19 protein-coding genes and 1 pseudogene are annotated in these 22,421 nt (G+C 61.5%); 10 read left to right on the top strand and 10 right to left on the bottom strand.

Annotated features, from left to right (window positions below):
- Window positions 1-70: 70 nt before the first annotated feature.
- Window positions 71-865, top strand: coding sequence for a family 16 glycosylhydrolase (locus ACYHH6_RS07260; protein WP_352582263.1), 795 nt, complete (start codon window positions 71-73; stop codon window positions 863-865).
- A 330-nt stretch (window positions 866-1,195) separates the two neighbouring features.
- A pseudogene (locus ACYHH6_RS07255) lies at window positions 1,196-2,245 on the top strand (polysaccharide pyruvyl transferase family protein); the annotation flags it as partial.
- A gap of 225 nt (window positions 2,246-2,470) precedes the next feature.
- Here ACYHH6_RS07255 and ACYHH6_RS07250 read toward each other — a convergent pair.
- The 9 genes from ACYHH6_RS07250 to ACYHH6_RS07210 all read right to left on the bottom strand — a co-directional run bounded on the left by ACYHH6_RS07250 (window position 2,471) and on the right by ACYHH6_RS07210 (window position 13,127).
- Window positions 2,471-3,934 (bottom strand): lipopolysaccharide biosynthesis protein, encoded by a 1,464-nt coding sequence (locus ACYHH6_RS07250; protein ID WP_352582265.1) that lies wholly within the window; start codon window positions 3,932-3,934, stop codon window positions 2,471-2,473.
- Window positions 3,931-5,370: a glycosyltransferase gene (locus ACYHH6_RS07245; RefSeq protein ID WP_352582267.1), complete on the bottom strand. Its 1,440-nt coding sequence runs from the start codon at window positions 5,368-5,370 to the stop codon at window positions 3,931-3,933. The genes ACYHH6_RS07250 and ACYHH6_RS07245 overlap by 4 nt, the downstream gene beginning before the upstream one ends.
- Window positions 5,324-6,565, bottom strand: a complete 1,242-nt coding sequence (locus ACYHH6_RS07240; RefSeq protein WP_352582268.1) for a glycosyltransferase — start codon at window positions 6,563-6,565, stop codon at window positions 5,324-5,326. The genes ACYHH6_RS07245 and ACYHH6_RS07240 overlap by 47 nt, the downstream gene beginning before the upstream one ends.
- 238 nt (window positions 6,566-6,803) lie before the next feature.
- Entirely contained in the window at window positions 6,804-7,883 is a 1,080-nt protein-coding gene (locus tag ACYHH6_RS07235) for a glycosyltransferase (protein ID WP_352582270.1), read from the bottom strand.
- A 31-nt stretch (window positions 7,884-7,914) separates the two neighbouring features.
- Window positions 7,915-9,246 carry a UDP-glucose dehydrogenase family protein gene (locus ACYHH6_RS07230; protein ID WP_352582272.1) on the bottom strand — a complete coding sequence of 444 codons (1,332 nt, stop codon included), beginning with the start codon at window positions 9,244-9,246 and terminating at the stop codon, window positions 7,915-7,917.
- Between the two features lie 55 nt (window positions 9,247-9,301).
- Complete coding sequence (gene exoK, locus ACYHH6_RS07225) at window positions 9,302-10,183, bottom strand: endo-1,3-1,4-beta-glycanase ExoK (RefSeq protein ID WP_352582273.1); 882 nt, start codon at window positions 10,181-10,183, stop codon at window positions 9,302-9,304.
- Window positions 10,184-10,308: 125 nt separating this feature from the next.
- Entirely contained in the window at window positions 10,309-10,704 is a 396-nt protein-coding gene (locus ACYHH6_RS07220; protein WP_352583264.1) for a hypothetical protein, read from the bottom strand.
- A gap of 127 nt (window positions 10,705-10,831) precedes the next feature.
- The gene (locus tag ACYHH6_RS07215) at window positions 10,832-11,854 is read right to left on the bottom strand and encodes a glycosyltransferase family 2 protein (RefSeq protein WP_352582275.1); all 1,023 of its coding nucleotides are present in this window, start codon (window positions 11,852-11,854) and stop codon (window positions 10,832-10,834) included.
- A gap of 145 nt (window positions 11,855-11,999) precedes the next feature.
- The gene (locus tag ACYHH6_RS07210) at window positions 12,000-13,127 is read right to left on the bottom strand and encodes a nucleotidyltransferase family protein (RefSeq protein ID WP_352582277.1); all 1,128 of its coding nucleotides are present in this window, start codon (window positions 13,125-13,127) and stop codon (window positions 12,000-12,002) included.
- 497 nt (window positions 13,128-13,624) lie between these two features.
- Here ACYHH6_RS07210 and ACYHH6_RS07205 point away from each other — a divergent pair, with 497 nt between their 5' ends.
- The 6 genes from ACYHH6_RS07205 to ACYHH6_RS07180 all read left to right on the top strand — a co-directional run bounded on the left by ACYHH6_RS07205 (window position 13,625) and on the right by ACYHH6_RS07180 (window position 19,353).
- On the top strand, window positions 13,625-13,777 hold the full coding sequence (locus tag ACYHH6_RS07205; protein WP_023684233.1) for a lasso RiPP family leader peptide-containing protein: 153 nt from the start codon (window positions 13,625-13,627) through the stop codon (window positions 13,775-13,777).
- A 177-nt stretch (window positions 13,778-13,954) separates the two neighbouring features.
- Window positions 13,955-14,224 (top strand): PqqD family protein, encoded by a 270-nt coding sequence (locus ACYHH6_RS07200; protein WP_352582279.1) that lies wholly within the window; start codon window positions 13,955-13,957, stop codon window positions 14,222-14,224.
- Complete coding sequence (locus tag ACYHH6_RS07195) at window positions 14,217-14,624, top strand: lasso peptide biosynthesis B2 protein (protein WP_246749738.1); 408 nt, start codon at window positions 14,217-14,219, stop codon at window positions 14,622-14,624. The genes ACYHH6_RS07200 and ACYHH6_RS07195 overlap by 8 nt, the downstream gene beginning before the upstream one ends.
- Before the next feature lie 3 nt (window positions 14,625-14,627).
- Window positions 14,628-16,547, top strand: a complete 1,920-nt coding sequence (locus tag ACYHH6_RS07190; RefSeq protein WP_352582281.1) for a lasso peptide isopeptide bond-forming cyclase — start codon at window positions 14,628-14,630, stop codon at window positions 16,545-16,547.
- A complete protein-coding gene (locus tag ACYHH6_RS07185) occupies window positions 16,544-17,512 on the top strand; it encodes a phosphoenolpyruvate carboxykinase (ATP) (RefSeq protein ID WP_352582282.1) in 969 nt (322 codons plus the stop codon). Before ACYHH6_RS07190 ends, ACYHH6_RS07185 begins: the two co-directional genes overlap by 4 nt.
- A gap of 5 nt (window positions 17,513-17,517) precedes the next feature.
- On the top strand, window positions 17,518-19,353 hold the full coding sequence (locus tag ACYHH6_RS07180; RefSeq protein ID WP_352582283.1) for an ABC transporter ATP-binding protein: 1,836 nt from the start codon (window positions 17,518-17,520) through the stop codon (window positions 19,351-19,353).
- Between the two features lie 46 nt (window positions 19,354-19,399).
- Here ACYHH6_RS07180 and ACYHH6_RS07175 read toward each other — a convergent pair whose 3' ends face one another.
- The gene (locus tag ACYHH6_RS07175; RefSeq protein ID WP_352582285.1) at window positions 19,400-19,747 is read right to left on the bottom strand and encodes an exopolysaccharide production repressor protein; all 348 of its coding nucleotides are present in this window, start codon (window positions 19,745-19,747) and stop codon (window positions 19,400-19,402) included.
- A 532-nt stretch (window positions 19,748-20,279) separates the two neighbouring features.
- On the opposite strand from ACYHH6_RS07175, the gene ACYHH6_RS07170 reads away from it, so the two are divergent.
- Complete coding sequence (locus tag ACYHH6_RS07170; RefSeq protein ID WP_112560555.1) at window positions 20,280-20,957, top strand: sugar transferase; 678 nt, start codon at window positions 20,280-20,282, stop codon at window positions 20,955-20,957.
- A 175-nt stretch (window positions 20,958-21,132) separates the two neighbouring features.
- A complete protein-coding gene (locus ACYHH6_RS07165) occupies window positions 21,133-22,383 on the top strand; it encodes a polysaccharide biosynthesis/export family protein (protein ID WP_352582287.1) in 1,251 nt (416 codons plus the stop codon).
- Window positions 22,384-22,421 lie beyond the last annotated feature (38 nt).

Raw genomic sequence — 22,421 nt, 5'->3', positions numbered from 1 at the left:
CGAAAAGCCGCATCAAACGGCCGGCTTGAAGTCGCCGCCGAAAGGTTAAAGGCGCCAACGGAGGCCATGCATGAATTACACACGCAGAAAACTCCTGGTGCTTCTGGCTGCCTCCACGGCAGTGCAGTCGGTTGCTGGACAGGCGCTGGCGGAGAGCGTTGTGGCAGGAGCCGGGGACGCTGCCCTCGACAAGCTTCCCGACTGGTCGGCGGTCAAGCTCCAGCTCTGGAAATACACCAATCCCTTCGTGCCGTCGCAATGGAGCGAGCCCAAGCTCGGAGGCTATGACTGGAAGGCCGCGAACGTCAAAATCGTCGACGGCGCACTCCAGCTTAGCGTCAGCGAGAAAGCGTCCGCGGAGGTGATATCCGGCGGCAAATCCGATTTTTCATCGGCAAGGTGGGAAGTGGACGTAACGCTCCCGACGATGAAGCCTGGGTTGATCGCAGCGCCGCTTTGGACATTCAACGACAAAGCCCATGAGGAAATCGATTTTGAGATCGTCGGCACGAAAGGGTTGCAGCTCACCGTCTGGGCGGACGTCGACAACCAGCACAAGAGCGTTTGGGTAAAATGGATCCTGCTTGGGGATCAGTCGGGCAAGCGATACCGCCTTGGCATAGAGTATGAGGCCGGGAAACGCGTTGCCTTCTTCATCGACGGGAAGGAAGCTGCTGTGGTTACGCCGGCTGACACCAACGGCGGCGCCTTTCCGAACCATCCCATGAAGCCATATTTCGACCTTTGGGTTGCGGCAGGCGCTGTCATGGACACACGCTGGGCCGGCAAATGGGAGCCAATGGCTGCTTCGGACAGATTGGTCATGACACTTCACGGTTACAGGCGAAGCGATATCGCCCCGTGAGGGCAAGAAACCGGCAGCGAAAGCTGCTTATGTCGAATATCGAGCAGATGGTTGGTCGTGCAGGTGCGACTTGATGCTGCATTGCAACATTTTCGGTTCGGCGTAGCAATGAGTGCACGTTTTTTGTTGCAGTGCAAAATTGATCCGCTAATCTCGGACTTGCTTGAGTGCCGCTCGAGCCGTGCGTTGGCCATCAGCCCGGTGCAACGCCCTAAATCGTGACGCGGACCGCATCGGGATTGTCCTGGCGTGCAGCATTTTCGGTCACTACGCCCGTCTTGAGCACCGCTGGCCTGGCTGCGGGATTTGCTGACGAAATGAGGTAATTCCATGAAGATCGTCGTCGAAAACACAGTCTGCCTGAATACCGGGGATGCGGCGATTCTGCTGGCGATCCGCCACATTCTCAAGACGATCGTGCCGGGCAATTTGCGGTTCGCCGTGTTCGACAGCCAGCCCGAGGTTGCAGAAAGGCTCTATCCGAAGAAGGATTATCCGGACCTCGAATTTCACAAGCTCATGTCGGAATCCCTGTTCCGATACAAGAATGGCAGCGGGCTGAAGGACCGGTTCAAGCCGATCTACAATCGGCTCGTTCTCCAGGCCCTGCGTTGGTTTGGCACCAGCGCGCTTGGCACTTTTTTAAGCCAGGGCGACCGGCGCGGTCTCGACATTTACGCCGACGCGGACATGGTGGTCACGACAGGGGGAACCTATCTCGTCGAGAACTACAATCTCGAACGACGCCTCAATCAGTTCCGGCTTGATGCCATGTTTGGCAAGGATCCGGTCTTCTTCACGCAATCCCTTGGCCCGTTCAACAGAAGTTACAACCGCCAGGAGCTTGGCCCGATCTTTGACCGCAGCCCGCTCATCCTGCTGCGCGATGAACGGTCGCGGACCCATATCCAGGATCTGGTGAAGGATCTCGGCAAGTGCCACGTGGTGGCCGATGCCGTATTCGCCCTGGCCGATACCGATAGGATCGGCAAGTCACTCGCTTCCAGCCAGCCGCCGGCGCCGACTGGACGCGTCGCCATTTCCGTACGCCACTGGAACTACGTCAGCGACGGTGAAGGCGGCATGCGCCGCTATCTCGATTCGATCCGCGAGATCGCCACAATTCTTGTCAGGGACCTTGGCAAGGAGGTGACCTTTGTCTCCACGTGTCAGGGCGTGCCGGAATATGCCCATGACGATTCCAAGACCGCGCGGGCGATCGTCGCCGAGCTCGATCCTGAGATCGCCAGGCATGTGACCGTCGACGCAGCGTTCCACACGCCGGACCAGTTGATGGCGCTGGTGAAGGGCTTCGACTTCGTCGTCGCGACGCGCATGCACATGATGATCATGTCGCTTTGCGTCGGCACGCCGGTGCTGCCGATCGCCTATGAGTTCAAGACCAAGGAAGTGGCCAAGCGCATAGGCGTCGACGATGTGCTGCTCGACATCGACACCGTGACGCCCGCAGAGGCGCGCGAAAAGCTCGGCCGGTTTGCGGGAAATCTCGACCGCTATCGCAAGACAAGCCTTCAGGCCGTGCTTGAGGAACACGCTTCGGCAATGTCGGCCACAAACTTGCTGGCGTCGCTGATCGGTAGTCGCTCAGCGGATGTTGCGCGCGGCGTTGGACAGGGTGGTGAACAAAGCGCGTCGCGATTGCGGGACGGCAAGCATGAAAACGAGACCGATGCCGTAGTTGAGGGCAAGCGCCAGAAAGACCGCGAGCAGGTCTGACTGGCCGGTCAGCGACGCCGGCAACCACAGGTACAAGAACCAGGCAAGCAGGGACGAGGCAATGAAAAGCCCCTGCATAAGCAGGAAGTCGGCGGCGGTCACCGGACCGACGCGATGAACCAGTACCGCGAGCACGGGAACGCGCAGCACGTAACCGCTGATGGCATAGGCCGCGGCAACGCCGACGGCGCCCCAGTGCAGGCCGACGACGAAGGCAGCGACGGTCGTCAGCGACGAATAGATGCCCCAGTGGAACATCGTCTTCGTCTTGCCCTGACAGATGAATATCCACCCCGTCGTGCTTGAAACGGACTGGACCAGGCTGGCGATGCCCAGCCAGGCAAAGATCGGCGCGACCGGCGCCCAGCCCGCGCCGAAGAGAAGTCCGACGATCTGATCGGAGGTCAGCGTCAGCGCGGCGATGCCCGGCATGGTAACGGCCGCCAGCATCCAGTTGGTGCGCACGTAGATATCGCGAAAGCGGGCCTTGTCGTCGTGGATGCGGCTGAGCAGCGGCACCATAACCCGCGTCAGCGGCTGGTTGATGTTCTGCAGCGGGAACAGCAGGAGCTTGTAGGCGCGGTCGTAATAGCCGAGCTCGATCGCACCGGAATATTTTCCGATGAGAATGTTGTCGAGATTGCGCGAGAAGAAGTTGGCAAGGTTAAAGCCGGTCAGGTTGGCGCCGAACGACAATATGTCGGCGTCGACTTTCAGGTCCGGCCGCAACGGCGTCCATCGCGCCACCCGCCAGGCGGCAGCCAGGGCGACAACCGCCGAAACCGCCGGGCCGATGACCAGCGACCAGTAGCCGAGCCCCGCATAGGCCGCGATCGCGGCGGTCAGAAGTCCGGCGGCGGCGCTTATCACGTCGTTCAGTGCGAGCTGGCCGAACTGCAGGTGGCGATTCATCAACGCCAGCGGCACCGCGGCCAGACTGCCGAGAAGCAGCGGCAGGGCGGAGCCAAGGGTGATGCCGGACATGCGTTGATCGCCGTAGAACGCGGCGACGGCAGGCGCCAGGCCGGCCACCACCACGGCACTGCCCAGCCCGACCAGCGCGCTGATCCAGAACACCTGGTTGAGCTGCTGGTTGGTGATGTCCTTGCGCTGAACCACAGCCTGCTGCAGGCCCAGATTCTGAAGCAGTCCGACAAAGGCCACGATCGGCCCGACGGAAGCCACCAGACCGAAATCCTCGGGAACGAGCAGACGGGCGAGCACGATGACCGAGAGAAACTGGATCGCCATCTTGAAGCCCTGGGCGCCGATGGTAACCAGCCCGCCGCGCAGGGCGACACGACCGAACTGGGGGGGCGGATTGGCGTTCATGCAAGCGACCTCGTTTCGCCAAGCTGCATGGCGATTTCCACGAAATGTTGGTTCAGCAGATCGGAGTTGAACTCCGCCTCGATCTTCTTGCGCGCAGCGAGGGCGATCTCTTCACACGGCTTCGGGTTCTCAGCGATCCAGGCAAGTTTCCCGGTCAGCGCCGCAACGTCCCGCTCAGGCACGAGAAAGCCTGTCTTGTGATCATCGATCAGTTCGGGAATCCCGGAATGATATGTGCTGACCACTGTCAGCCCGGCGGCCATCGCTTCCATCAGCGAAACCGGAATGCCTTCCAGATCGCCATCGCGCGCGCCGACGCTGGGCAGCAGGAACACATGCGCATCGCGCAGACGCTGCTTGACTTCGCTGTGCGGCCGGGACCCAAGAAAACTCACCCTGTCGGCGATGCCGAGATTTGTAGCGATCGCCTTCAACTCCTCAAGAAGTTCTCCGCCGCCGATCACCGAATAGACCCAGTCGCGGCGCGGCAGGCCGGCAAGCGCGCGAAGCGCATATTCGATGCCCTTCTTTTCGGTCAGGCGGCAGACCGAGATGAAAGAGAGCGTGGCCTGCTCCCACGACCGCCACTGGTAGTCGATCTCATTTGGCCGCACCCCCATGTGGTGAACCACAACCTGCTCCGGCGATGCCCCGACCTCAATCAATGCATCGCGGAAAAAGCCGTTGACCGGCAGTTGAAGAACGCCCTTTTCGAACACGATTTTGTAGCGCGCGAGCGTATTGTCATGCAGCGGCTCGCCGACATCGCGGCCGTGAAATATCGTCACCAGGGGGGCGGAAATCCTGCCGCGCTTGATGGCGCGCGCCACGCGCATGCCGTTGTTGCCAAAGTGGGCGACGATGACGTCGGCGCCCTGCAATTTTCGCGCGTGAGCAATGTCGATGGCCGTCGAGAGCTTGTCCCAGAACCTGCCGGACCACTTCCTGAGCAGCGGGCGATAGCGACCCAGACCGCCCCACCAGCATACGACCTTTCCTGGCAGCGCCTGCCAGCGCGGATCGTCGATATTGCGGTCCTTGCCGAAGGATGTCTCGTTGCAAACGACACCGACTTCCATGCCGCGCTCAAGGCACCCGGCTATCTGGTCGAGAACGAAAGTCTCGGACAATGAGGGAAACTTGTCGACTACGAAGCAAATCTTCATCGGCAGGATGCGCCCGTGCGGGGAGCTGGTGTGCCCCTGACGACAGCCGGGCGGAAAACGTCGTGCGCGAGGCACAAGACATGCAGCATGAAATTCGACCGCTGTTTGGCCCACCCGCGCAGACGTTAGTACAGGTTTTGCTGCACTGCAACATTTTTGGTGCGGCGTAGCAAGATTTCCCTCGATTTGGCGTCTCTGCCGATCAATCGGCTCAAGGGCGGTGTCAGCCGGCAGATGAAGGATCCGCCAAGCCCTCGGCAACGCCGACATGCCTGGCAGGTTCAGGTGCAAAGCCTTGCGCGGCCAGTTGGATAACGATCTGCGCAAAACGTTCGTTCAGAGCATCTGCGTTGAAGTCCTCCTCGACCTTGCGGCGTGCGGCAAGCGCGATACGCTCGCATTCCGCCGGATGCTCCGCGGCCCAGGCAAGCTTGCCGGCAAGCAGTGAAACGTCTCGCTCGGGTGCAAGCAACCCTGTCTCACGATCCTCGATGAGCTCCGGGATTCCGGAATGATACGTGCTCACCGCAATCAACCCGGCGGCCATCGCTTCCATGAGCGCGACCGGAATGCCTTCCATGTCGCCGTCACTGGCGGTGATACTCGGCAGCAGGAAGAGATGCGCCTTGCGAAGCCGTTGTTTCACCTCCGCGTGAGGCAGACTGCCGAGGAATGTTACGCGCCCGGCCAAACCCAGTTCCAGCGCCAGCTTCTCCAGATCCATCCGCAGTGGGCCGTCGCCGATAATGTCGTAGCGCCAGTCTATCTCAGGATGGGAGGCCTTCAGGGAGGCCAGGGCGCGCAAGGCGAACTCGACGCCTTTCTTTTCGACCAGGCGGCAAACCGTCGTCACGACCAATTGGGTACCTTCCCACGATTCCCAGCGATAGCCGATTTCGAGGGAATCAATTCCCATATGATGAACCGTCGTGCTCGACTGGGACAGGCCGGCCTCCAGCAGCATCGTGCGGAAGTAGTCGTTGACGGGCAGGTTCAGGGTCCCATGCTTGATCAGTCCAGCGTATTGCGTCGAGAGCACTGCCTGCCGCGCCGGGATCGCCACGTCCGCGCCGTGAAAGATGGTTATGACCGGTGGTTTGAGAACCTTCCATTTCTTCAGCGCGGCTGCTCTCTCGCCGTTCTGGCCGAAGTGAGCGACAATCACGTCACAGCGGTTCAGGCGGCGTGCAAAAACAGCATCAAGAGCGGTCGAAGCCTTGTATCGCAGGCGCGGCGGCAGCCGCCGTACAAATTTGCTGAGTCCAGCGGCCCATCGCCACCAATGTTGAGTTCTGGCGAGCAGCGTCGCCATCGGCTCGCTCTGCCGGTCGATTCGGTCGTCACCTTTCGTCCTGTCGCATACGACCTCCACGTCGAAGCCCCGCGCCAGCAGCCCAGCCATCTGGTCTGCGACGAAGGTTTCCGAAAGGAGGGGGAATTCGCCGACGATAAAGCCCACGCGCATGACCCGCCCATAAGGTTGGGGCTTGCCCGGACCCCCAAGCGGTCCATATCGCACAAGCCCTAATGTAGACAGGCAGAATACACGTTGATTGTTGCGGTGCTACAAAAATATTGCACTGCAGCAATCAAAAGTGATCAGGAAGGATCGGCACGCGACGCCTGGAACTGGCTCATGGAGCCTTGCGCGACTGCTATCGCCCGGCGCCGCAGCGTGTCAGATGAATTCCAACGCGACGCGTTTAGGCTGCGCGCTCCAGGCCGAGACGCCTTGCGCTGTCGAGCACGCCCATGAACGTGGCAAACTGACGGTCCGGGTTCATTTGCGGCCGCTCCGAAAACTGACGTGCTGCCGCTGACAGCCGCTTGTACTCGGCCTCATCGCTCCACAGCCGTCTGACCGCTGCAACCCAGTCGGCGAGCGGGGCATCGTAGTCCAGCACCACGCCACCGGAGCCGATCGCTTCCGGCAGCCCGCCGCGCCGCGAGCCGACCACAGGAATGCCGCTGCAATGCGCTTCCGACGCCACCCGGCCCCAGGCCTCTTCCCATTTGCTGGGCGCAAGCAGGATTTTCGTGCGGCCGTAGACCGTCTTCATGTCGCTGGTGCGGCCTTCCAGCTTGACGTTTCGAAGGGGAGAGATTGTTGCTTCGATCCGAGCTCGATGATCGTCGTCGAGCTTCCAGCTTTCGACGAACAAGAACGGGATCTCGGGACAGGCGGCGGCAATGCGCACTGCAAGATCGAAGCCTTTTTCCTCATAGGGATTGATGAGGGTGACAAATTCACCGGTCGTCGGTGTGCTGTAGAACGCGGGATTGATGGTCGGCGGAATGACCGTCGAATCGATATCGAATTTTGCCTTGTAGGTGCGCGCCGTGAACTCGGAATTGGCAATATAGAGCGCTGAATGCAGTTCGCGCAGATCACCGGCCAGTTCGTGGAATTCGACGTTCCTGAGGTAGACAACGACAGGCACGCCTTTGGCCTGCAGCGCCTTGCCGATCGGAACCGAATTGTGGCACTGCACGACCGCGACATCCGGCCTCAACTTTTCGACGGCGAAGCCCGCCGCTTCCCAGGGAAACCACGCCCGCACCACCGGATAGCCCGGGAAATTGTCGATGACCGCGCGCTGACGAAGGAGCTTCATCTTGGCGCGCGCCCTGAAGCCGAACATGCCGTCGCCGAATAGCGCTGCCAGCACGGATGCCTCGTGACCGTTCTCACGCAATTGCTCGACCAGGTGGTGGGTGCTCGACTGAACGCCGCCGCTGAATTGCGGCGTGTAGCCGGTGCCGCCTGCAAACAGAACTTTCATGAACCTGGCTCCTCGTTGTGCCGCCCTGCCCTCACGCGGCCATCCTGCCGATCGAGAAATACTCAATGCCGTGGCGGGCGATGACCTTGGGATCGTAGAGGTTGCGGCCGTCGAAGATGACCGGCGTGGTTAGCGCATCCTTGACCGCGTCGAAGGACGGGGCGCGGAAACTCTTCCACTCGGTGGCGATCAGCAACGCGTCGGCGCCGCGCAGTGCCGCCTCCTTGGTGCCGCACAAAAGCAGATCGTCGCGCAGGCCGTAGATGGCCTGGCATTCCTGCATCGCCTCGGGATCATAGGCCTGCACCTTGGCGCCGGCCTTCCACAGCGCTTCCATCAGGACGCGCGCCGGCGCCTCGCGCATGTCGTCGGTGTTGGGCTTGAAGGCGAGGCCCCAGAGCGCGAAGGTCTTGCCTTTGAGGCTACCCTTGAAATAGCGGTGCACCTTGTCGAACAGAACGGATTTCTGCTCGTTGTTGCGCTCCTCGACGGCGCGCAGCAGCTTGGCGTCGAACTTGACGCCTTCGGCGGTCTTGATCAGCGCGCGGACATCCTTGGGGAAGCACGAGCCGCCATAGCCGAGGCCGGGATAGATGAAGTGGTAGCCGATGCGCGGATCCGAACCGATGCCCTTGCGCACCTCCTCGATGTCGGCGCCGAGCTGCTCGGCCAGATTGGCCATCTCGTTCATGAAGGAGATCTTGGTCGCCAGCATGCAATTGGCGGCGTATTTCGTGAATTCGGCGCTGCGCACGTCCATCACGATCATCTTCTCGTGGTTGCGGTTGAACGGCGCATAAAGCTCGCGCATCACCGCCTCGGTGTCCTCGCTGTTGGTACCGACGATGATGCGGTCGGGCTTCATGCAGTCGGCGACGGCGGAGCCTTCCTTGAGGAATTCCGGATTGGAGGCGACATCGAAAGCCAGATCCTGGCGGCCGCGCGCCTTCAGCGTCTCGGCGATTTTGGCCTTGACCTTTTCACAGGTGCCGACCGGCACGGTCGACTTGCCGACCACGATCTTGGGGCTGTCCATCTCACGGCCGATGGTCTCGGCCACCGCCAGTACATATTTGAGGTCGGCCGAGCCGTCCTCGCCGGGTGGCGTGCCGACCGCGATCATCTGGATTTCGCCATGCTTAACGGCGGCGGCGGCATCGGTGGTGAATTTAATGCGGCCGGCGGCGTGGTTCTCCTTGACCAGAGCCTCCAGGCCCGGCTCGAAAATCGGCACGAAGCCCTGGTTGAGCCGCTCGACTTTCTTTTCGTCGACATCGACGCACACCACCTGGTGCCCGACTTCCGCCAACACCGCGGCCTGCACCAGACCGACATAGCCAATTCCAAAAACCGTCAAATTCATTCGGGTTAATTCCTGTTCACGCCCTGTGGCCTGATATGGCCGAGCCGGTTCAGATCTACTTTATGCTGCTTACACTACATGCCAGCGATTCCGGAAACTGGCACGGCTGGCCGAGCGCGGTGAAGGCGACGCGTTGCACCTGCATCGACACCTGGCGGCCGGGATCCGAAAAAGCGCCCATCCAGTTGGTCAGCGTGTCGCTGCCCCAGAGGCTGAAGAATATCTTCTGCGAATGGGTCGGCAATTGCTCGGGATTGGTCACTTCCTGGACCAGCTTGCCGTTGACGTACCAGCGCAGCCGGTCCTTTTCCCAGATGAAGGCATAGTCGTTGAAGCCCTTGTCGGTGCCACCTTCGACTTCGGCCAGCTTCTCGTTCTTCGGTTTGCCGGCGATGTAGCTATTGACCTGCACCTTGGAGGTGTCCTTGGTCAGGACCTCGAAGTCGATCTCGTACCAGGGCTGTTTGTCGGCGGGGCCGATATAGGTGAAAAAAGCGGCGTTGAGGCCGGAACCGGTGTCCGTCTTCATCCGCGCTTCATAGGTTCCGTAGCCAAAACGCTGCTTGGTCTGGATCTCGGCGCAGGCGAACTCGCGATCCTTCAATTTGCGCTTTTCGAAGCCGAGCGTCAGCATGTTGTCGGAAAGTTTGACCAGGCTTTTCGACCAGGTGCAGTTCTGGTGGTTGCCGTTCGACCAGCCGTCGGAGACAAACCAGCGCGATCGATCGAAACTCTTGAAATCGTCGACGAAGGACGGTGCGCTTTTCATCTCCGGCGAGGCGTCCTGGGCACGGGAGGGCTGCGCGGCGCCGAACAGAGCTGCGGCTGCCGCCAGCAGAAGCGCACCAACGGACAGAAGACGCAACGGCCGATTTGGCTGCGCCGAAATCATGGCATCGACTGCCATGATGGGGGTCGTCTTGGGATCTTCGTTCATATTATCAATTCACCTTTGTGCTGTTCCGCCCCAACCCAAAGTCACCGACTGGCCCACATCCCAACGGGCCGATCCCGATCCTCCGTCCCCTCGAACTTTCTCGTTTGTGCCTCGTATGACCGGCTTCAGCCAGAGCGGCCTGCGGATTTGACGTCTTCGGCCTGAGAATCAGGACCCAAGGCATTCTCGTCGACAATCGCGTCGAGTGAATGACGCAGTTCCTTCATCCGGCCGGTCTGGCGCACCAATTCGGCGATGCGCTGTTCGCAGTTCAGGATCGATTTCGTCAACTCGCCGATCTCAGACATCCTGCTTGCCGACGCCGAGCCATTCTCCATCGACTCGACCAGGAAGGCCGCGTTGGTGGACTTCGACCGATAGCGACTCTCCAGCCCGGTTTTCTCAGCCGCGATCTCTGCCGCGATCTGATCCAGCAACTTTGCCAGACGGTCGAAACGCGCCAGATCGGTCTGCTTGTCCCGGGCCGGGTCCCTGGACCTGAAGCCGAAAATTGAAGCCATCCGGTTGGCCTTCCAAAATTGCTGCACCGCAACATACAGTGCCATCGTCGGGACGCGGAGGCAACCTCCGAGTTTCAGAAAGGCAATTTTTTCAGCTTCCGTGGTCGTTGCCGCGGACTGGAGAGGCCTACTTGTTCGGGGACGTGCTGGTCCCCGCCATCAAGTACCGCAAGGGCGGCACTGGCTGCTGTCTCGGTGATAGACCGACGTGACGAAACAACGCATCGAGCTTGTCCGAGGCCACGCCGCGAACGATGGGAATGAGGTTCGACTGGCTGGCCAGCGCATAGGCGGCAGCCGACGCCATGCCGCGCTCAGCCTTCACATCGAGGAAATTGCGCAGCCGGTATTTGTCGCGCACATGCCGCTCATGCTTGCGCAGAACGGCCTTGGAGCCTTCCGGCAGGCTGTCGATCTTGAGAAGCGCCAGATCGGCATCGGCCAGGCGCTTCAGATCCTGCGTCTTGTGCCGGCCACTCAGCGAATCGGCGCGCACGATCGCGCCGTAGCCGCAGGACCGGATGACCTTGAACCGCGCGCCGAGGGCAAATGCACGGGCATAGAGTTCGTAATCTTCGCCCAGACGCAGGTTTTCGTCGTAGCGCAGCTCATGCCTTTCGAGGAAAGCCCTTGAAATGACCGGCTTGAGAAAGCCGAGCTCGCCGCGCTGGACGCGCCTCCTGGAAATGTTGCCTTCGATGAAACGCTCGAAGTCGAGGAACTCCGGATCCGCCGAAAAGGCCGGGGCGACGATTTTGGAAACATCGGTCGCCGTATCGTCGCGGATCAGCATGATGTTGTCGGCGGCAAAATCCCAGTCGGTGCTGGCAAACAGCTGGCGGAACCGGCCCTCGAGAAAGAAATCGTCGGCGTCGAGAATGCTGATGAAGGGCGATTTGGAGCCGGCAATGGCGGCGTTGCGGGCGAAAGAAGGGCCGCGATTGACGTCGAGGCGGATAACCGACAGCCGGCCGCTGCCATCGTCGGCAGCAGCGGCGACTTTTGCGGTGTCGTCGGTGGAGGCATCGTCGACGACGACGACTTCCGCCACCTCCGGCTCGCGCAGCGCCGAGGCGATGGCCGCGGGAATGGTGCGGGCCGCGTTGCGGGCCGCGATGATCACGCAGACCTGGGATTCTGTCATGGACATAGGGTGGCCTTTCGATTGCATAAATTGTTGCGAGGCCCCTCGCCCTTCCGGCGCGCGGCGCCGGATCCCGATCCATCCTCCCGTGATCCATCGCCAGCGAATCGGGACGGAACTTTCTCTGCCTGCTGTCTGACGACGCTCGTCATCACCGGCCTTCCGGTCGCTCAAAGATCCGCCGGCTGAGGTCGGCGGACGCGGCCCAGCCTGCTTCGGTCAGGTAGCGGACAGGTTCGCGGCCGCATAGTTCCCACAAAACGGTGCGCCGTTGCGGCCATCTCAGCGACGACAGCCACGGCGCGATAACCATGTGGAACAGGTCTTCATTGCCGATGCGTGACAGGATCCTGGCGGCCCGATCCGAGAGCAGCGTGCCGGCGCCGCCAAGCAGCACGTCGGCGGCGCGCAAGCCCAGGAGCAGCGTGTCGGCCAGCCCCTGCTCGGCCGCGTAGTCGAGCACATTCTGCTGCTCGGCCTCGCTCAGGCGGCTGGCCGCGGCCCTGATGTCGCAGACATAACCCGCGCATGGCTCGCGGTTGAACAGCGCTTTGGCGACACTGATGCAGGACAAGAGCAAGGTGTCGGAAGCCGAGATGAAAGGAACGCTGGAGCCGGCGATCGCAAGCGCGCGCTTGCGGCGCAGAAAGCCGTCCGTGTCGCGTGGGCTTGGCGATCCCGGCTGCTGCAGCCGGTAGTGGAGATCGACGGTGGACAATTTCGGACCCTGGCTGCGAACCATATGCTGTTCGCCCAAAAACCGCACCCACCAGACGGAGCGGGACTTGCCGGCGACCTCGTAGCCGACCGAGCGCAGCGCATCGCGGGCTTTGAAGAAGCCGGCTGGCGACACCAATATGTCGACATCGCCGGACGGCTTCATGAAATGGTCACCGTAGAGCAGTTGCTGCTGGAACGGTCCCTTCAGGAAGACAAAATCGATCTTGCTGTCGCGCAGCGCCTCATCGATGGCCATCGAGTCCATGATGCCGGACGAGTTCATCGCGATCGTGCGCCGGCGGTAGGTGTCGAGCCACCCGAGCAGCCCAGGCGGGGTCTCGCCCACGGGTGGGCGCGACAGCGCCTTCAGCACAAAGGTCGCGACCTTGTTCAGCCGCGCGATGTCGCAGACATCGGCAACGGAGATAGCCGGCGCAGGCGCAGTGCTGGCGCTCGCCTCCGGGTTGAAGAACAGCCGCAGGCACGCCTGCACATAGGCCACTTCGTCGGCGCAGCCGGCGGCGCGCAACCTCTCGAAGGTCCCTTCCTGCAAGGCCATATGCTGCAGCATCTCCGCAAACAATTTTGTGAGGCGCGTTATATTGCAAGTGCGAAGCAAAGCATCGCCAAATTAAGCTGCCGCGTCCAGTTTTTCCTTCAGGGCCGCCCCAACCACAACCATAGCGTTTAGCGGCGCAATTGTGCAACGCAGCACAGGCGTCGCCGGAATCGGATCGGCCGACAGCACGCCTGCAGCAATTTCCGTGCGGCTTTGCTCGAGCCTAAAAGGCGGGCATTCCAAGTAGAAAATTTAGTGTAATTAAATCAGATGCTTATTTAATCGCCACGGATACATTGTTGAATTCACTTGGGATGCGCGGCTAGAGTGCAGATGCAAGCGTTTTGATCACCATTGAAGGCGGCCGCAACCGAGAATTGATTAACGGCGGGTAAATCAGGCTTGACTCATAAATGCTGCCATGCAGCTATTGCGGTGCAGCAATAGATCGCTGCCGGCAATCGACAGGCCGCTTCCAGTCCGTATTGGAGAGTAAAATGGAACAGAATGTTGAAAAGCATGAGTACGAAACCCCAAGCCTGACAGTCCACGGCTCGATCGAGACCATCACGCAAGGCGGTAGCGGCACCACGGCACTCGACGCCTCTTTTCCGGCACATACGCCGGTAGGCGAACTCACCTTCTCCTGAGACTCTCTTCTCGTTGGGGTGACAAAGTCCGGACTCTGAAACAGAGCGCACTAAGGAGAGTCGGGGCTCAGGCCCCGGCTCTTGCGCCTTGTCCGGAATTGCCGAAGCGTTGGTGTAGTGAGCAGTGTCGTGTGAGCGAGGTTTAGGATGGGCTGGAACCCCTCGGAGCATGATCGGGTGAGCGCGAGCAAGGATGCGGTTGCCTGCGAATTCGGCAACGGCCTGGCGCTGCTCGATATGCGGTCCAACATCTATTACAGCCTGAACAGCGTCGGGGCCTATATTTGGGAACTGATTCAGGAGCCGAAGCCGATTGTGGAAATCCGCAGCGCGGTGCTCGAGCGCTACAATGTCGAGCCCGAACGCTGCAAGGCCGATGTCGACGGATTGTTGAAAGGCCTGGCGGACGCCGGGCTTGCGAGGCTCCATGATGAGGAACTTGTCTAGAGTTTTCTCGCTGAGCGGGCCGGAGATGCTCTTCCTCGCCCATTGCCTTGCGGTGGTTGCAGCGGTGAGACTGGGGCTGACGCTGCTTTCGTACAACAAAGTTCGCAGCATGGTGACGCGGCTCGACGCGAGCGCGCCGGCCGGCATCGGCGATCTCAGGCGCGTCGCCTGGGGCGTTGCGGCCGCGGCGCGGCTGGTGCCGGGCGCAAGCTGCCTCACCCAGGCGCTTTCCGGCCAGTATTTGCTTGCCCGCCAGGGCAACGCTTCGAAGATTCGCATCGGCATCGAGCGCGATACCGGCACTGAATTGAAGGCGCATGCCTGGCTGGTGAGCGGCGACCACATCGTGCTTGGCGGCTCGCTTGGCAGGTTTACCCATCTCGTCGATCACGGCCAGTGACCGATGAGCGGCGTCGCCGGAATTCTGCTCAGGCAGGAAGGCAAGCCGGCCGCTGCGGCTGACATCCAGCGAATGCTTGCCCGCATGCAGCATCGCGCGCCTGACGGCAGTTCGTGGTGGATGGACGCAAGCGTCGTTCTTGGCCACGCCTGGCTCAACACCACCGATGAAGCCGGCCCCGGCCCGCTGACGATGGCCGGCGGCAAGCTCGCGATCACCGCCGACTGCCGGTTGGACAATCGCGACGAATTGCTGGCCAGGCTCGGCATCAGGGACAGTTCGGTCGCTGACGCCGTGCTGTTGATGCGCGCCTATCTGCGCTGGGGCGAAGCCTGCCCCGAACATCTGCAGGGCGACTTCGCCTTCGCCCTCTGGGATGGCGAGCGCCGGCAGCTGTTTTGCGTGCGCGACCATTTCGGCGTCAAACCCTTCTACTACCATTCGAGCGACCGGCGCTTCGTCTTTGCCTCGGAGATCGGGCCGATCCTCGATGTCGGCGGCGTCGACATGCGCATCAGCGAACACCAGATTTCCGGATTTCTCGCTGGGCTGCCCGACGATCCGCAGTCAACAGCCTACGCCGACATTTTCCGCCTGCCGGCGCGCCACAGCCTGACCGTGACCGGCAATCAGGTAGTGTTGCGCCGCTACTGGCAGATCGAGCCATCACCAAGGCCGATGCGCGCGGACGCGGCCGAGGAATTCCGCCATCTGTTTACGCAATCGGTCCGCAACCGCATGCGCGGCACGCCGGCGGTCGGCGCGATGCTGAGCGGAGGGCTCGATTCCTCCTCGATCGCCTGCGTGGCAGGCCTGCAGAATGCCGCGCAGCGAAAGCCGAGGCTGCCGACTTTCTCATTGGTGTTCGAAAAGGGCTCGCCGATGGACGAGCGGCCTTTCATCGAGGCGGTGCTGGCGCAGCAGAAGGTCGACGGCACCCTGATTTCCGTCGGCAACTATGCGCCCTTCGCCGAGTTCGAGCGCATCCTGGAAGAGCAGGAAGAAACGTTCCTGGCGCCTGGCCTGTCGCTGACCCGCGACATCTACAGAACCGCCGGCGCCAAAGGCATGAAGGTGCTGCTGGACGGCCATGGCGGCGACGAGGTGGTTTCGCAGGGCCACGGCCATCTGCACGAACTCGCCGATGCCGGCAAATGGATGGAGCTTTGGCGCGAGCTGCGCAGCGCTTCCAACACTTATGGCGACGGCATGCTCGGCCTCTACTATCAATTCCTCACCCTTTACGGGCCGGCCTGGCGCATCGCCAAAATCAAACGGCTCGCGAACCGCGCGCTGGGCAAATTGCGGCGCCATCCCACTGGGCGGCCGGCGACAAGCTGGCGCGGCCTGATCAATCCGGATCTGGCGATGCGGACGGACCTCGTCGAGCGGTTTCGCCGGGCTGGCTACATGCCGCCCGCGGTCAGCGCCAGCGAGACCTTGACCCATCGCTGGCTGCTGTCGAACGGCATGGTGCCGCACGCTTTCGAGGTTCTCGACAAGGCCGCGGCGAATTTCGGCGTCGAGCCGCGCTACCCCTTCTGGGACAAGCCGCTGGTCGAGTTCTGCCTGGCGCTGCCTGGCGCGGAAAAGCTGAACCACGGCTTTGGCCGTTCGGTGCTTCGGCGCGCCATGGAAGGAATTCTGCCGCCGGCGGTGCAGTGGCGGCGCGACAAGATCGATTTCACCTCCAATTTGGTCAAAGGCATGCTCGGCAATCACCGCGATCTCCTCGACAAGGTGCTGGTGGCGGATGCGGCGCTGATTGCCCCTTACGTCAACCTGCCCGAAGTGACCGCCGCCTATGGCCGCATCTCCAGCCAACCTGAGGCCGCCACCTTGCCCGATGTCCAGTATGTCTGGCGCTCGATCGCGCTGTCGCTGTGGCTAAGGCAGGTGCAACTGCGCGGGAGCCACGCATGATTCCGGCCAACATGCCACTCGCCGCCGATGACCGGCACCCAAGTGCTGCCCGCGTACAGCGCTTCTACAAGGCCTACGGCCTGACGGTCGCTTCGCAGATCGAGCTGCCCGAGCTGGAGCCGAGCGCACCAGCTCCTGCCGACGTCCTGATCACGGTCGGCCCAATCGACTTGCCAAAACCTTCGCCCCAGACCGGAACTGCTTTCCGGTTCGAGCCGCGGCAGCAATATCTGGCATGGCAGACCGTCGGCGCCTTCCTGATCACCGATGCCTGCCGCATCGAGGTCGAGCCGGCGCCTGATGTCGACGATGCGCTGCTGGCGTTTCCGCTGCTCGGCCCGGTCATGGCGCTGCTCCTGCACCAGCGCGGCCTGCTCATCCTGCATGCCAGCGCCATTGCCGTCGGCGGCAAGAGCGCTGTTTTCATGGGCGACAAAGGCGCCGGCAAATCGACGACGGCAAGCGCTATGATCGGGGCCGGACATCGCTTGCTGACCGACGATGTTGTAGCGCTCGATCTCACCGAACAGCCGATGATCGTTCCGGGCTTTCCGCAGTTGAAGCTCGCCGCCGATGCCGCCGCCGCGTTTCCCATCCGGCAAGCAGAGATACGCCCGCAGGTGCATGCGGCGATCGACAAGATGCAGCATCGCCTGCGTGGCGGATTTTCAAGCGAGATGGTGCCGGCAACGCGGATCTACATCCTCGAGCGCGGCGAAAAGGCAGCGATTACGCCGCTGCCGAACATGGGCGCCCTGCCGGCTATCATCAAATTCTCCTATGTGACGCGGTTCGGTCGCCCGGCCCTGGTCGGCGATTTTGCCACGACGCACCTCCGCCAATGTGCAGCCCTCGCCAGCCAGATCGGCGTCTGCCGCCTCGAAGTGCCGGCCGGGCTCGACCGTATCGGCGAGGCCGTCGCCCTGATCGAAAACGATCTGGCCGCTGACAACGGGCCGCGGTGAACAACATGTCGGGATCGCAGATCCTTCGCTTTCCGTTTTACCTAGATGTCGCCGGGTTCGGCGCCGCCGTGGCCCGGATTGGCGGGCGCAGGACGCTGACGGCGCTGCTGTTCCTGATCCTGGGGAGCCTGACCGAAGGCATCTCGATCCTGCTTCTGGTGCCGCTGCTGCATCTGGTCGGGCGGCCGGAGCAGAATTTTGCGGTGAAGCTGCCGAACAACGACTTCGTGCGCTGGCTGGTGCCTGACGGGACGCTGCAGTTGACCACGGTGCTTTGCCTGCTGGTCGGGCTTGTCGCGCTGCAAGCAGCGTTCAACCGCTACAAATCCGTCTACATGGCGCGGCTGCTGCTCGACTTCATCAACCGCCTGCGCATGAACCTGTTCGAGAGCATCGGCAAAGCGCGCTGGGGCATTTTTGCGCGCATGCGCAGTTCCGACCTCGACCATGCGCTGACCGGCGACATCGACCGCGTTCAATCAGCCGCCTTCTCGCTGCTGATGCTGGTGCAGATTGCTGTGCTTCTGGCAGGTTATCTCGTGGTTTCGCTGTTCATTTCGCCTGTCATGACGGCCTTCGCCATCGTCGTCGGCATCGTCACGTTCCTGGCTCTGCAGCCGTTGCGTGCGCGAGCCAGCGCTTTCGGCCGGGTTTTGACCACCAATCGTCAGGAGCAGTACCGCACGGTCTCGGAGTTCCTCGGCGGCATCAAGGTGGCCAAGAGCCTGAATGTCGAGGAGACCTATTACGCGCAACTTCGCGCGACACTGGAGAAGATGAAGGCCGACAACATCAACTATGTGCGCAACAGCACCATCGGCACCGCTTTGTTCCAGGTCGCCAGCGTCATCGGGCTTAGCCTGTTCATCTACGTCGCCCTGGTTCGCTTCAACCTCTCGCTGGCCGAGATCGTCGTGCTGCTGCTGGTGTTCATGCGCATTGCGCCGCGCTTCATGGATATGCAGATGCAGGCGCAGCAAGTGCTGATCAATCTGCCCGCCTATGCCTCGATGCGTGACATGCAGGCGCGTTTCGACGCCGAGCGCGAGCCTGCGAACCTCGAATCCGATGCCAAGCTGTCGCTGGATATCGGGCTCAACATCCGCAATGTTTCCTTTGCCTATGAGGCCGGCGGCAAGCCGGTGGTGAGCGACATCACCTTCGGTCTTCCCGCCGGCAAGGTAACGGCACTGATCGGCCCGTCAGGCTCGGGCAAGAGCACGCTTGCCGACATGCTGCTCGGCCTGCTGGAGCCGAGCGAAGGCAAGATCCTGGCCGATGGCGTCGAGATCAATTCGACGAACCGCCGGCATTGGCGCGATCGGGTGGCGTATGTACCGCAGGATGTGTTCCTGCTCCACGACACGATCGCCGCCAATCTGCGTCTTGCCGCGCCAGAAGCCAGTGACGCGGAGTTGTGGACTTCACTTCGCGCGGCGCACGGCGCTGACTTTGTCGAAAAGCTGGAACTGCGGCTCGACACGGTGGTCGGCGACCGTGGCGTGCGGCTCTCAGGCGGCGAACGCCAGCGCATTGCACTGGCGCGCGCGTTGCTGCGCAAGCCCTTGCTGCTCATTCTCGACGAGGCGACCAGCGCGCTCGACTGGCAGAACCAGTCTCTGATCGCCAAATCGATCGACGGCCTGCGCGGATCGATGACGATCCTGACCATCGCGCACAGGCCGTCGATGATCGCCTTCGCCGACTGGGTGGTTGCGATCGAAACCGGCCGGATCGTCGAAGTCGGGCAATATCAGAGGTTGAAGGCGAAGGCCGGCAGCCGCCTGTCGAGGATGCTTTCAGGCGAGCAATCAAAACCCGAGCCGGCCGAAGCAGGCTGAGTCCGATTGCAATGTGGCCGAGGTCGCGTACGACCTCGGCCTGTATTCAATGCATGCTGCGCCTGGCCGAGAGTTTCTCGCCTTCGGACGCCTTTTCCGCGCCGAGGCTTCGTTCAGCGTCGCGAGCCCTGTCGGCCGATGTCGGCGCGCTCCTGGCGATCATCACATAGACCAGCAGGAAATAACCGATCTGGATGAGGACAGCACAGCCAATGACGCGAAGCACCGTTGTGGAGAGCGACGCGCCGTCGAAGTACGACCACGCGACCACGATCGCGAGGGCGAAAACCATTCCGATGACGAATTTTGGTAATGACATGATCGGCGGCCCGTCAACCGGCCCGAGCATGCAAAAGCGATGACTTACCCACCCGAGTATCTCCCCATTCGCCATGCGAGCTTATTCAGCTGCTCTTTTTCGGCCGGTTGCTTCCGGCCTTCCCAACCCATTCAGGCTCTAACAGAAATAATTTGCGACTCTATTAAGGCGCGAAACTGGCGGCAAGGGCAACCGGCGATAATTTTCAGTCTGCCAACGCGTTCGACTCTGCCATGCTGCGATGCACACGCAGGGGTGGTGGCCTAACTCGTCAAACGATTCTTACGTCAGTAGAATCTACAATCTTGATTAGTATTTTATTTGATTAATCTAGAAAAACGAGTGATTCGAAACCGAGTTAAAGCCATTCCCTCTGGGGCGAAGGACGATTCGTCCAAAACGGGCCGGAAAAAGGCATTACATTTCCTACCGTTGCTAATTATTCGTCACAAACCTGCCATAAAGGGCAAAATTTGGGCAGGGCGCGTTTATTATTTAGTCAATTCATGACGTGACTATTTCACTCGTATAGGAAATTGTGTGTTGCGCTGCAGCATTTTTTTGGTATCGTGACATAAACCATCCGTTCAACGTATGGAGCTTTTGCATGAGGGACGTTGCCAAGTCGGCCAATGCGGCATTTTCGCAGGTCGGCGTAGATTTTCCGCCACCGATCGGCGGGCTGCTAAAGCGCAGTTTCGATATTTTCGGTTCACTTGTCGGCCTGGTGGCGCTCAGCCCACTGTTCCTGATGGTGGCCCTTCTGGTCAAGCTTTCCGACGGTGGCTCGATCTTCTACGGACACAAGCGAATCGGACGCGGCGGGCGGATTTTCCCCTGCCTCAAGTTCCGCACCATGGTCGAAGACGGCGAACGCGTGCTGACCGCTTATCTCGCGGCCAACCCGGAAGCCAACGCCGAATGGATCGCGACCCGCAAGCTGAAGAACGATCCGCGCGTCACCCGCGTCGGCGCCGTTCTGCGCAAGCTCAGCCTCGATGAGCTGCCGCAGATCATCAACATCCTGCAGGGCGACATGAGCCTTGTCGGGCCTCGTCCCGTGGTGCGCGACGAGCTTGAGATCTATGGCAGCGCCGCGGTCTACTATTTGAAGTCGCGGCCGGGCCTGACCGGGCTCTGGCAGGTCAGCGGACGCAACGATGTCTCCTATGACAGCCGCGTCGCGTTCGACCGTCACTATGTCGAGAACTGGTCGCTGTTCGAAGACGTTCGCATCATCCTCAAGACTGTGCCTGCGGTGTGGATGTCGCGCGGTTCCTACTGACCGACCGCAACTGGTCAGCAATCGGGCCGGTCCGGCCCGAAGCCAATCCGGCCCAAAGCCATTCGGCGATGGGCCGGCCTTGCATTGCAGTCGAGGTGCTCAACCGGCATTCGGCAGCAGGCCTATCGGGCGGATGGGGCCAAAACGGATCGGAAACGTTCAGTTGAAAACAGATATGTCAGCCTATTTTCGCCTTGCCGGCCCGATGCGGCCAGCACGGCTCGTCGCCACATGCCTCGCTCTGTCGCTCACGGTTCCGGCCATGGCCGACGAGTACCGGCTCGGCTCGCAGGACAAGCTCAACATCCGCATCGCCGAATGGCAGACCGTCGAAGGCACGTTCCGTGACTGGGCGGCGGTGAACGGCGAATATTCGGTCGGCCCGGCCGGCAATTTGTCAGTGCCGTTCGTCGGCGAATTGCCTGCCGCCGGCAAGACCACGTCGGAGGTTGCGGCCGCCATCAGCGTTGCCCTGCAGCGCAAGCTTGCCCTGTCGGACAAGCCGGAAGCCTCGGTGGAAATGGTGCAGTTCCGGCCGTTCTACATCTCGGGCGAGATCCAGACGCCTGGCCAGTTTCCCTATGTGCCCGATCTGACCGTGCTCAAGGCGGTCAGCATCGCCGGTGGGATCCGGCGCAACGCCGACTATGGCCCGCAGATCGCCAAGGACCTGGTCACCGCCAAGGGCAATTTCGATATCTATGACGACCAGCGCGTGCGGCTGATTGTCAAGCGTGCCCGCATCGATGCGGATCTCGCCGGCAAGGCTAGTTTCGACGTGCCGAAGGAGGTCGAGGGCGATCCGCGCTTGCCAGCCATCGTCGCCGACGAGATGCAGATCCTGACGGCCGATCAGAAGGCGCTGAAGTTGAAGCTGCAGGCGCTCGACGAATTGAAGGGGGTCCTGCAGGCCGAAATCGAAGCGCTGCAGAAGAAGATCGTCAACCAGCAGCGGCAAGTCGACCTTGCCAAGCAACAGCTCGAAAGCATCGGCCCGCTGGTGCAGAAGGGCCTGGTTGTCAACACGCGTGTACTGAGCTCGGAGCAGTCCGTCGCCAATCTGCAAGGCCAGATTCTCGACTACGAGACGGCCATCCTGACCGCCAAGCAGTCGATCAGCAAGGCGTCGCAGGATGCCATTGATGCCCAGAACACCTTGAATTCGAACCTTGCCTCCAGCCGCCAGCAGGTCGAAGCCGACCTGAACGAGGCGGCGCTCAGGGTGGGCATGCAGAAAGGCCTGATAGCCCAGGCATCGGATCCCGCCACGACTGCCGCCATCACAAGCGGTGAGGAACCGACGTTCCTCTATTCGCTGGTGCGCGTTGCCGACGGCAAGACGAGCGAGATCGAGGCCAAGGAAGACACACCGGTGCTGCCGGGCGACGTCATCAAGGTGAAGCTGGCGCCGACGGCCAGCCAGTAGTTTCGCGCAGGGCTCGTTCCGTGAGACCGGCACGGCGG

The organism is Mesorhizobium sp. P171375, from assembly GCF_057786075.1.
Note: the sequence above shows the minus strand (reverse complement) of the source record. Positions and strands in the feature narration are given on the sequence as shown.

Bases quoted from the DNA above. Each gene is read 5' to 3' on its own strand.
- ACYHH6_RS07260 (WP_352582263.1), top strand. From the start codon at position 71: ATGAATTACACACGCAGAAAACTCCTGGTGCTTCTGGCTGCCTCCACG.
- ACYHH6_RS07250 (WP_352582265.1), bottom strand. From the start codon at position 3,934: ATGAACGCCAATCCGCCCCCCCAGTTCGGTCGTGTCGCCCTGCGCGGC.
- ACYHH6_RS07245 (WP_352582267.1), bottom strand. From the start codon at position 5,370: ATGTCGGCGTTGCCGAGGGCTTGGCGGATCCTTCATCTGCCGGCTGAC.
- ACYHH6_RS07240 (WP_352582268.1), bottom strand. From the start codon at position 6,565: ATGCGCGTGGGCTTTATCGTCGGCGAATTCCCCCTCCTTTCGGAAACC.
- ACYHH6_RS07235 (WP_352582270.1), bottom strand. From the start codon at position 7,883: ATGAAAGTTCTGTTTGCAGGCGGCACCGGCTACACGCCGCAATTCAGC.
- ACYHH6_RS07230 (WP_352582272.1), bottom strand. From the start codon at position 9,246: ATGAATTTGACGGTTTTTGGAATTGGCTATGTCGGTCTGGTGCAGGCC.
- exoK (WP_352582273.1), bottom strand. From the start codon at position 10,183: ATGAACGAAGATCCCAAGACGACCCCCATCATGGCAGTCGATGCCATG.
- ACYHH6_RS07220 (WP_352583264.1), bottom strand. From the start codon at position 10,704: ATGGCTTCAATTTTCGGCTTCAGGTCCAGGGACCCGGCCCGGGACAAG.
- ACYHH6_RS07215 (WP_352582275.1), bottom strand. From the start codon at position 11,854: ATGTCCATGACAGAATCCCAGGTCTGCGTGATCATCGCGGCCCGCAAC.
- ACYHH6_RS07210 (WP_352582277.1), bottom strand. From the start codon at position 13,127: ATGGCCTTGCAGGAAGGGACCTTCGAGAGGTTGCGCGCCGCCGGCTGC.
- ACYHH6_RS07205 (WP_023684233.1), top strand. From the start codon at position 13,625: ATGGAACAGAATGTTGAAAAGCATGAGTACGAAACCCCAAGCCTGACA.
- ACYHH6_RS07190 (WP_352582281.1), top strand. From the start codon at position 14,628: ATGAGCGGCGTCGCCGGAATTCTGCTCAGGCAGGAAGGCAAGCCGGCC.
- ACYHH6_RS07185 (WP_352582282.1), top strand. From the start codon at position 16,544: ATGATTCCGGCCAACATGCCACTCGCCGCCGATGACCGGCACCCAAGT.
- ACYHH6_RS07180 (WP_352582283.1), top strand. From the start codon at position 17,518: ATGTCGGGATCGCAGATCCTTCGCTTTCCGTTTTACCTAGATGTCGCC.
- ACYHH6_RS07175 (WP_352582285.1), bottom strand. From the start codon at position 19,747: ATGGCGAATGGGGAGATACTCGGGTGGGTAAGTCATCGCTTTTGCATG.
- ACYHH6_RS07170 (WP_112560555.1), top strand. From the start codon at position 20,280: ATGAGGGACGTTGCCAAGTCGGCCAATGCGGCATTTTCGCAGGTCGGC.
- ACYHH6_RS07165 (WP_352582287.1), top strand. From the start codon at position 21,133: ATGTCAGCCTATTTTCGCCTTGCCGGCCCGATGCGGCCAGCACGGCTC.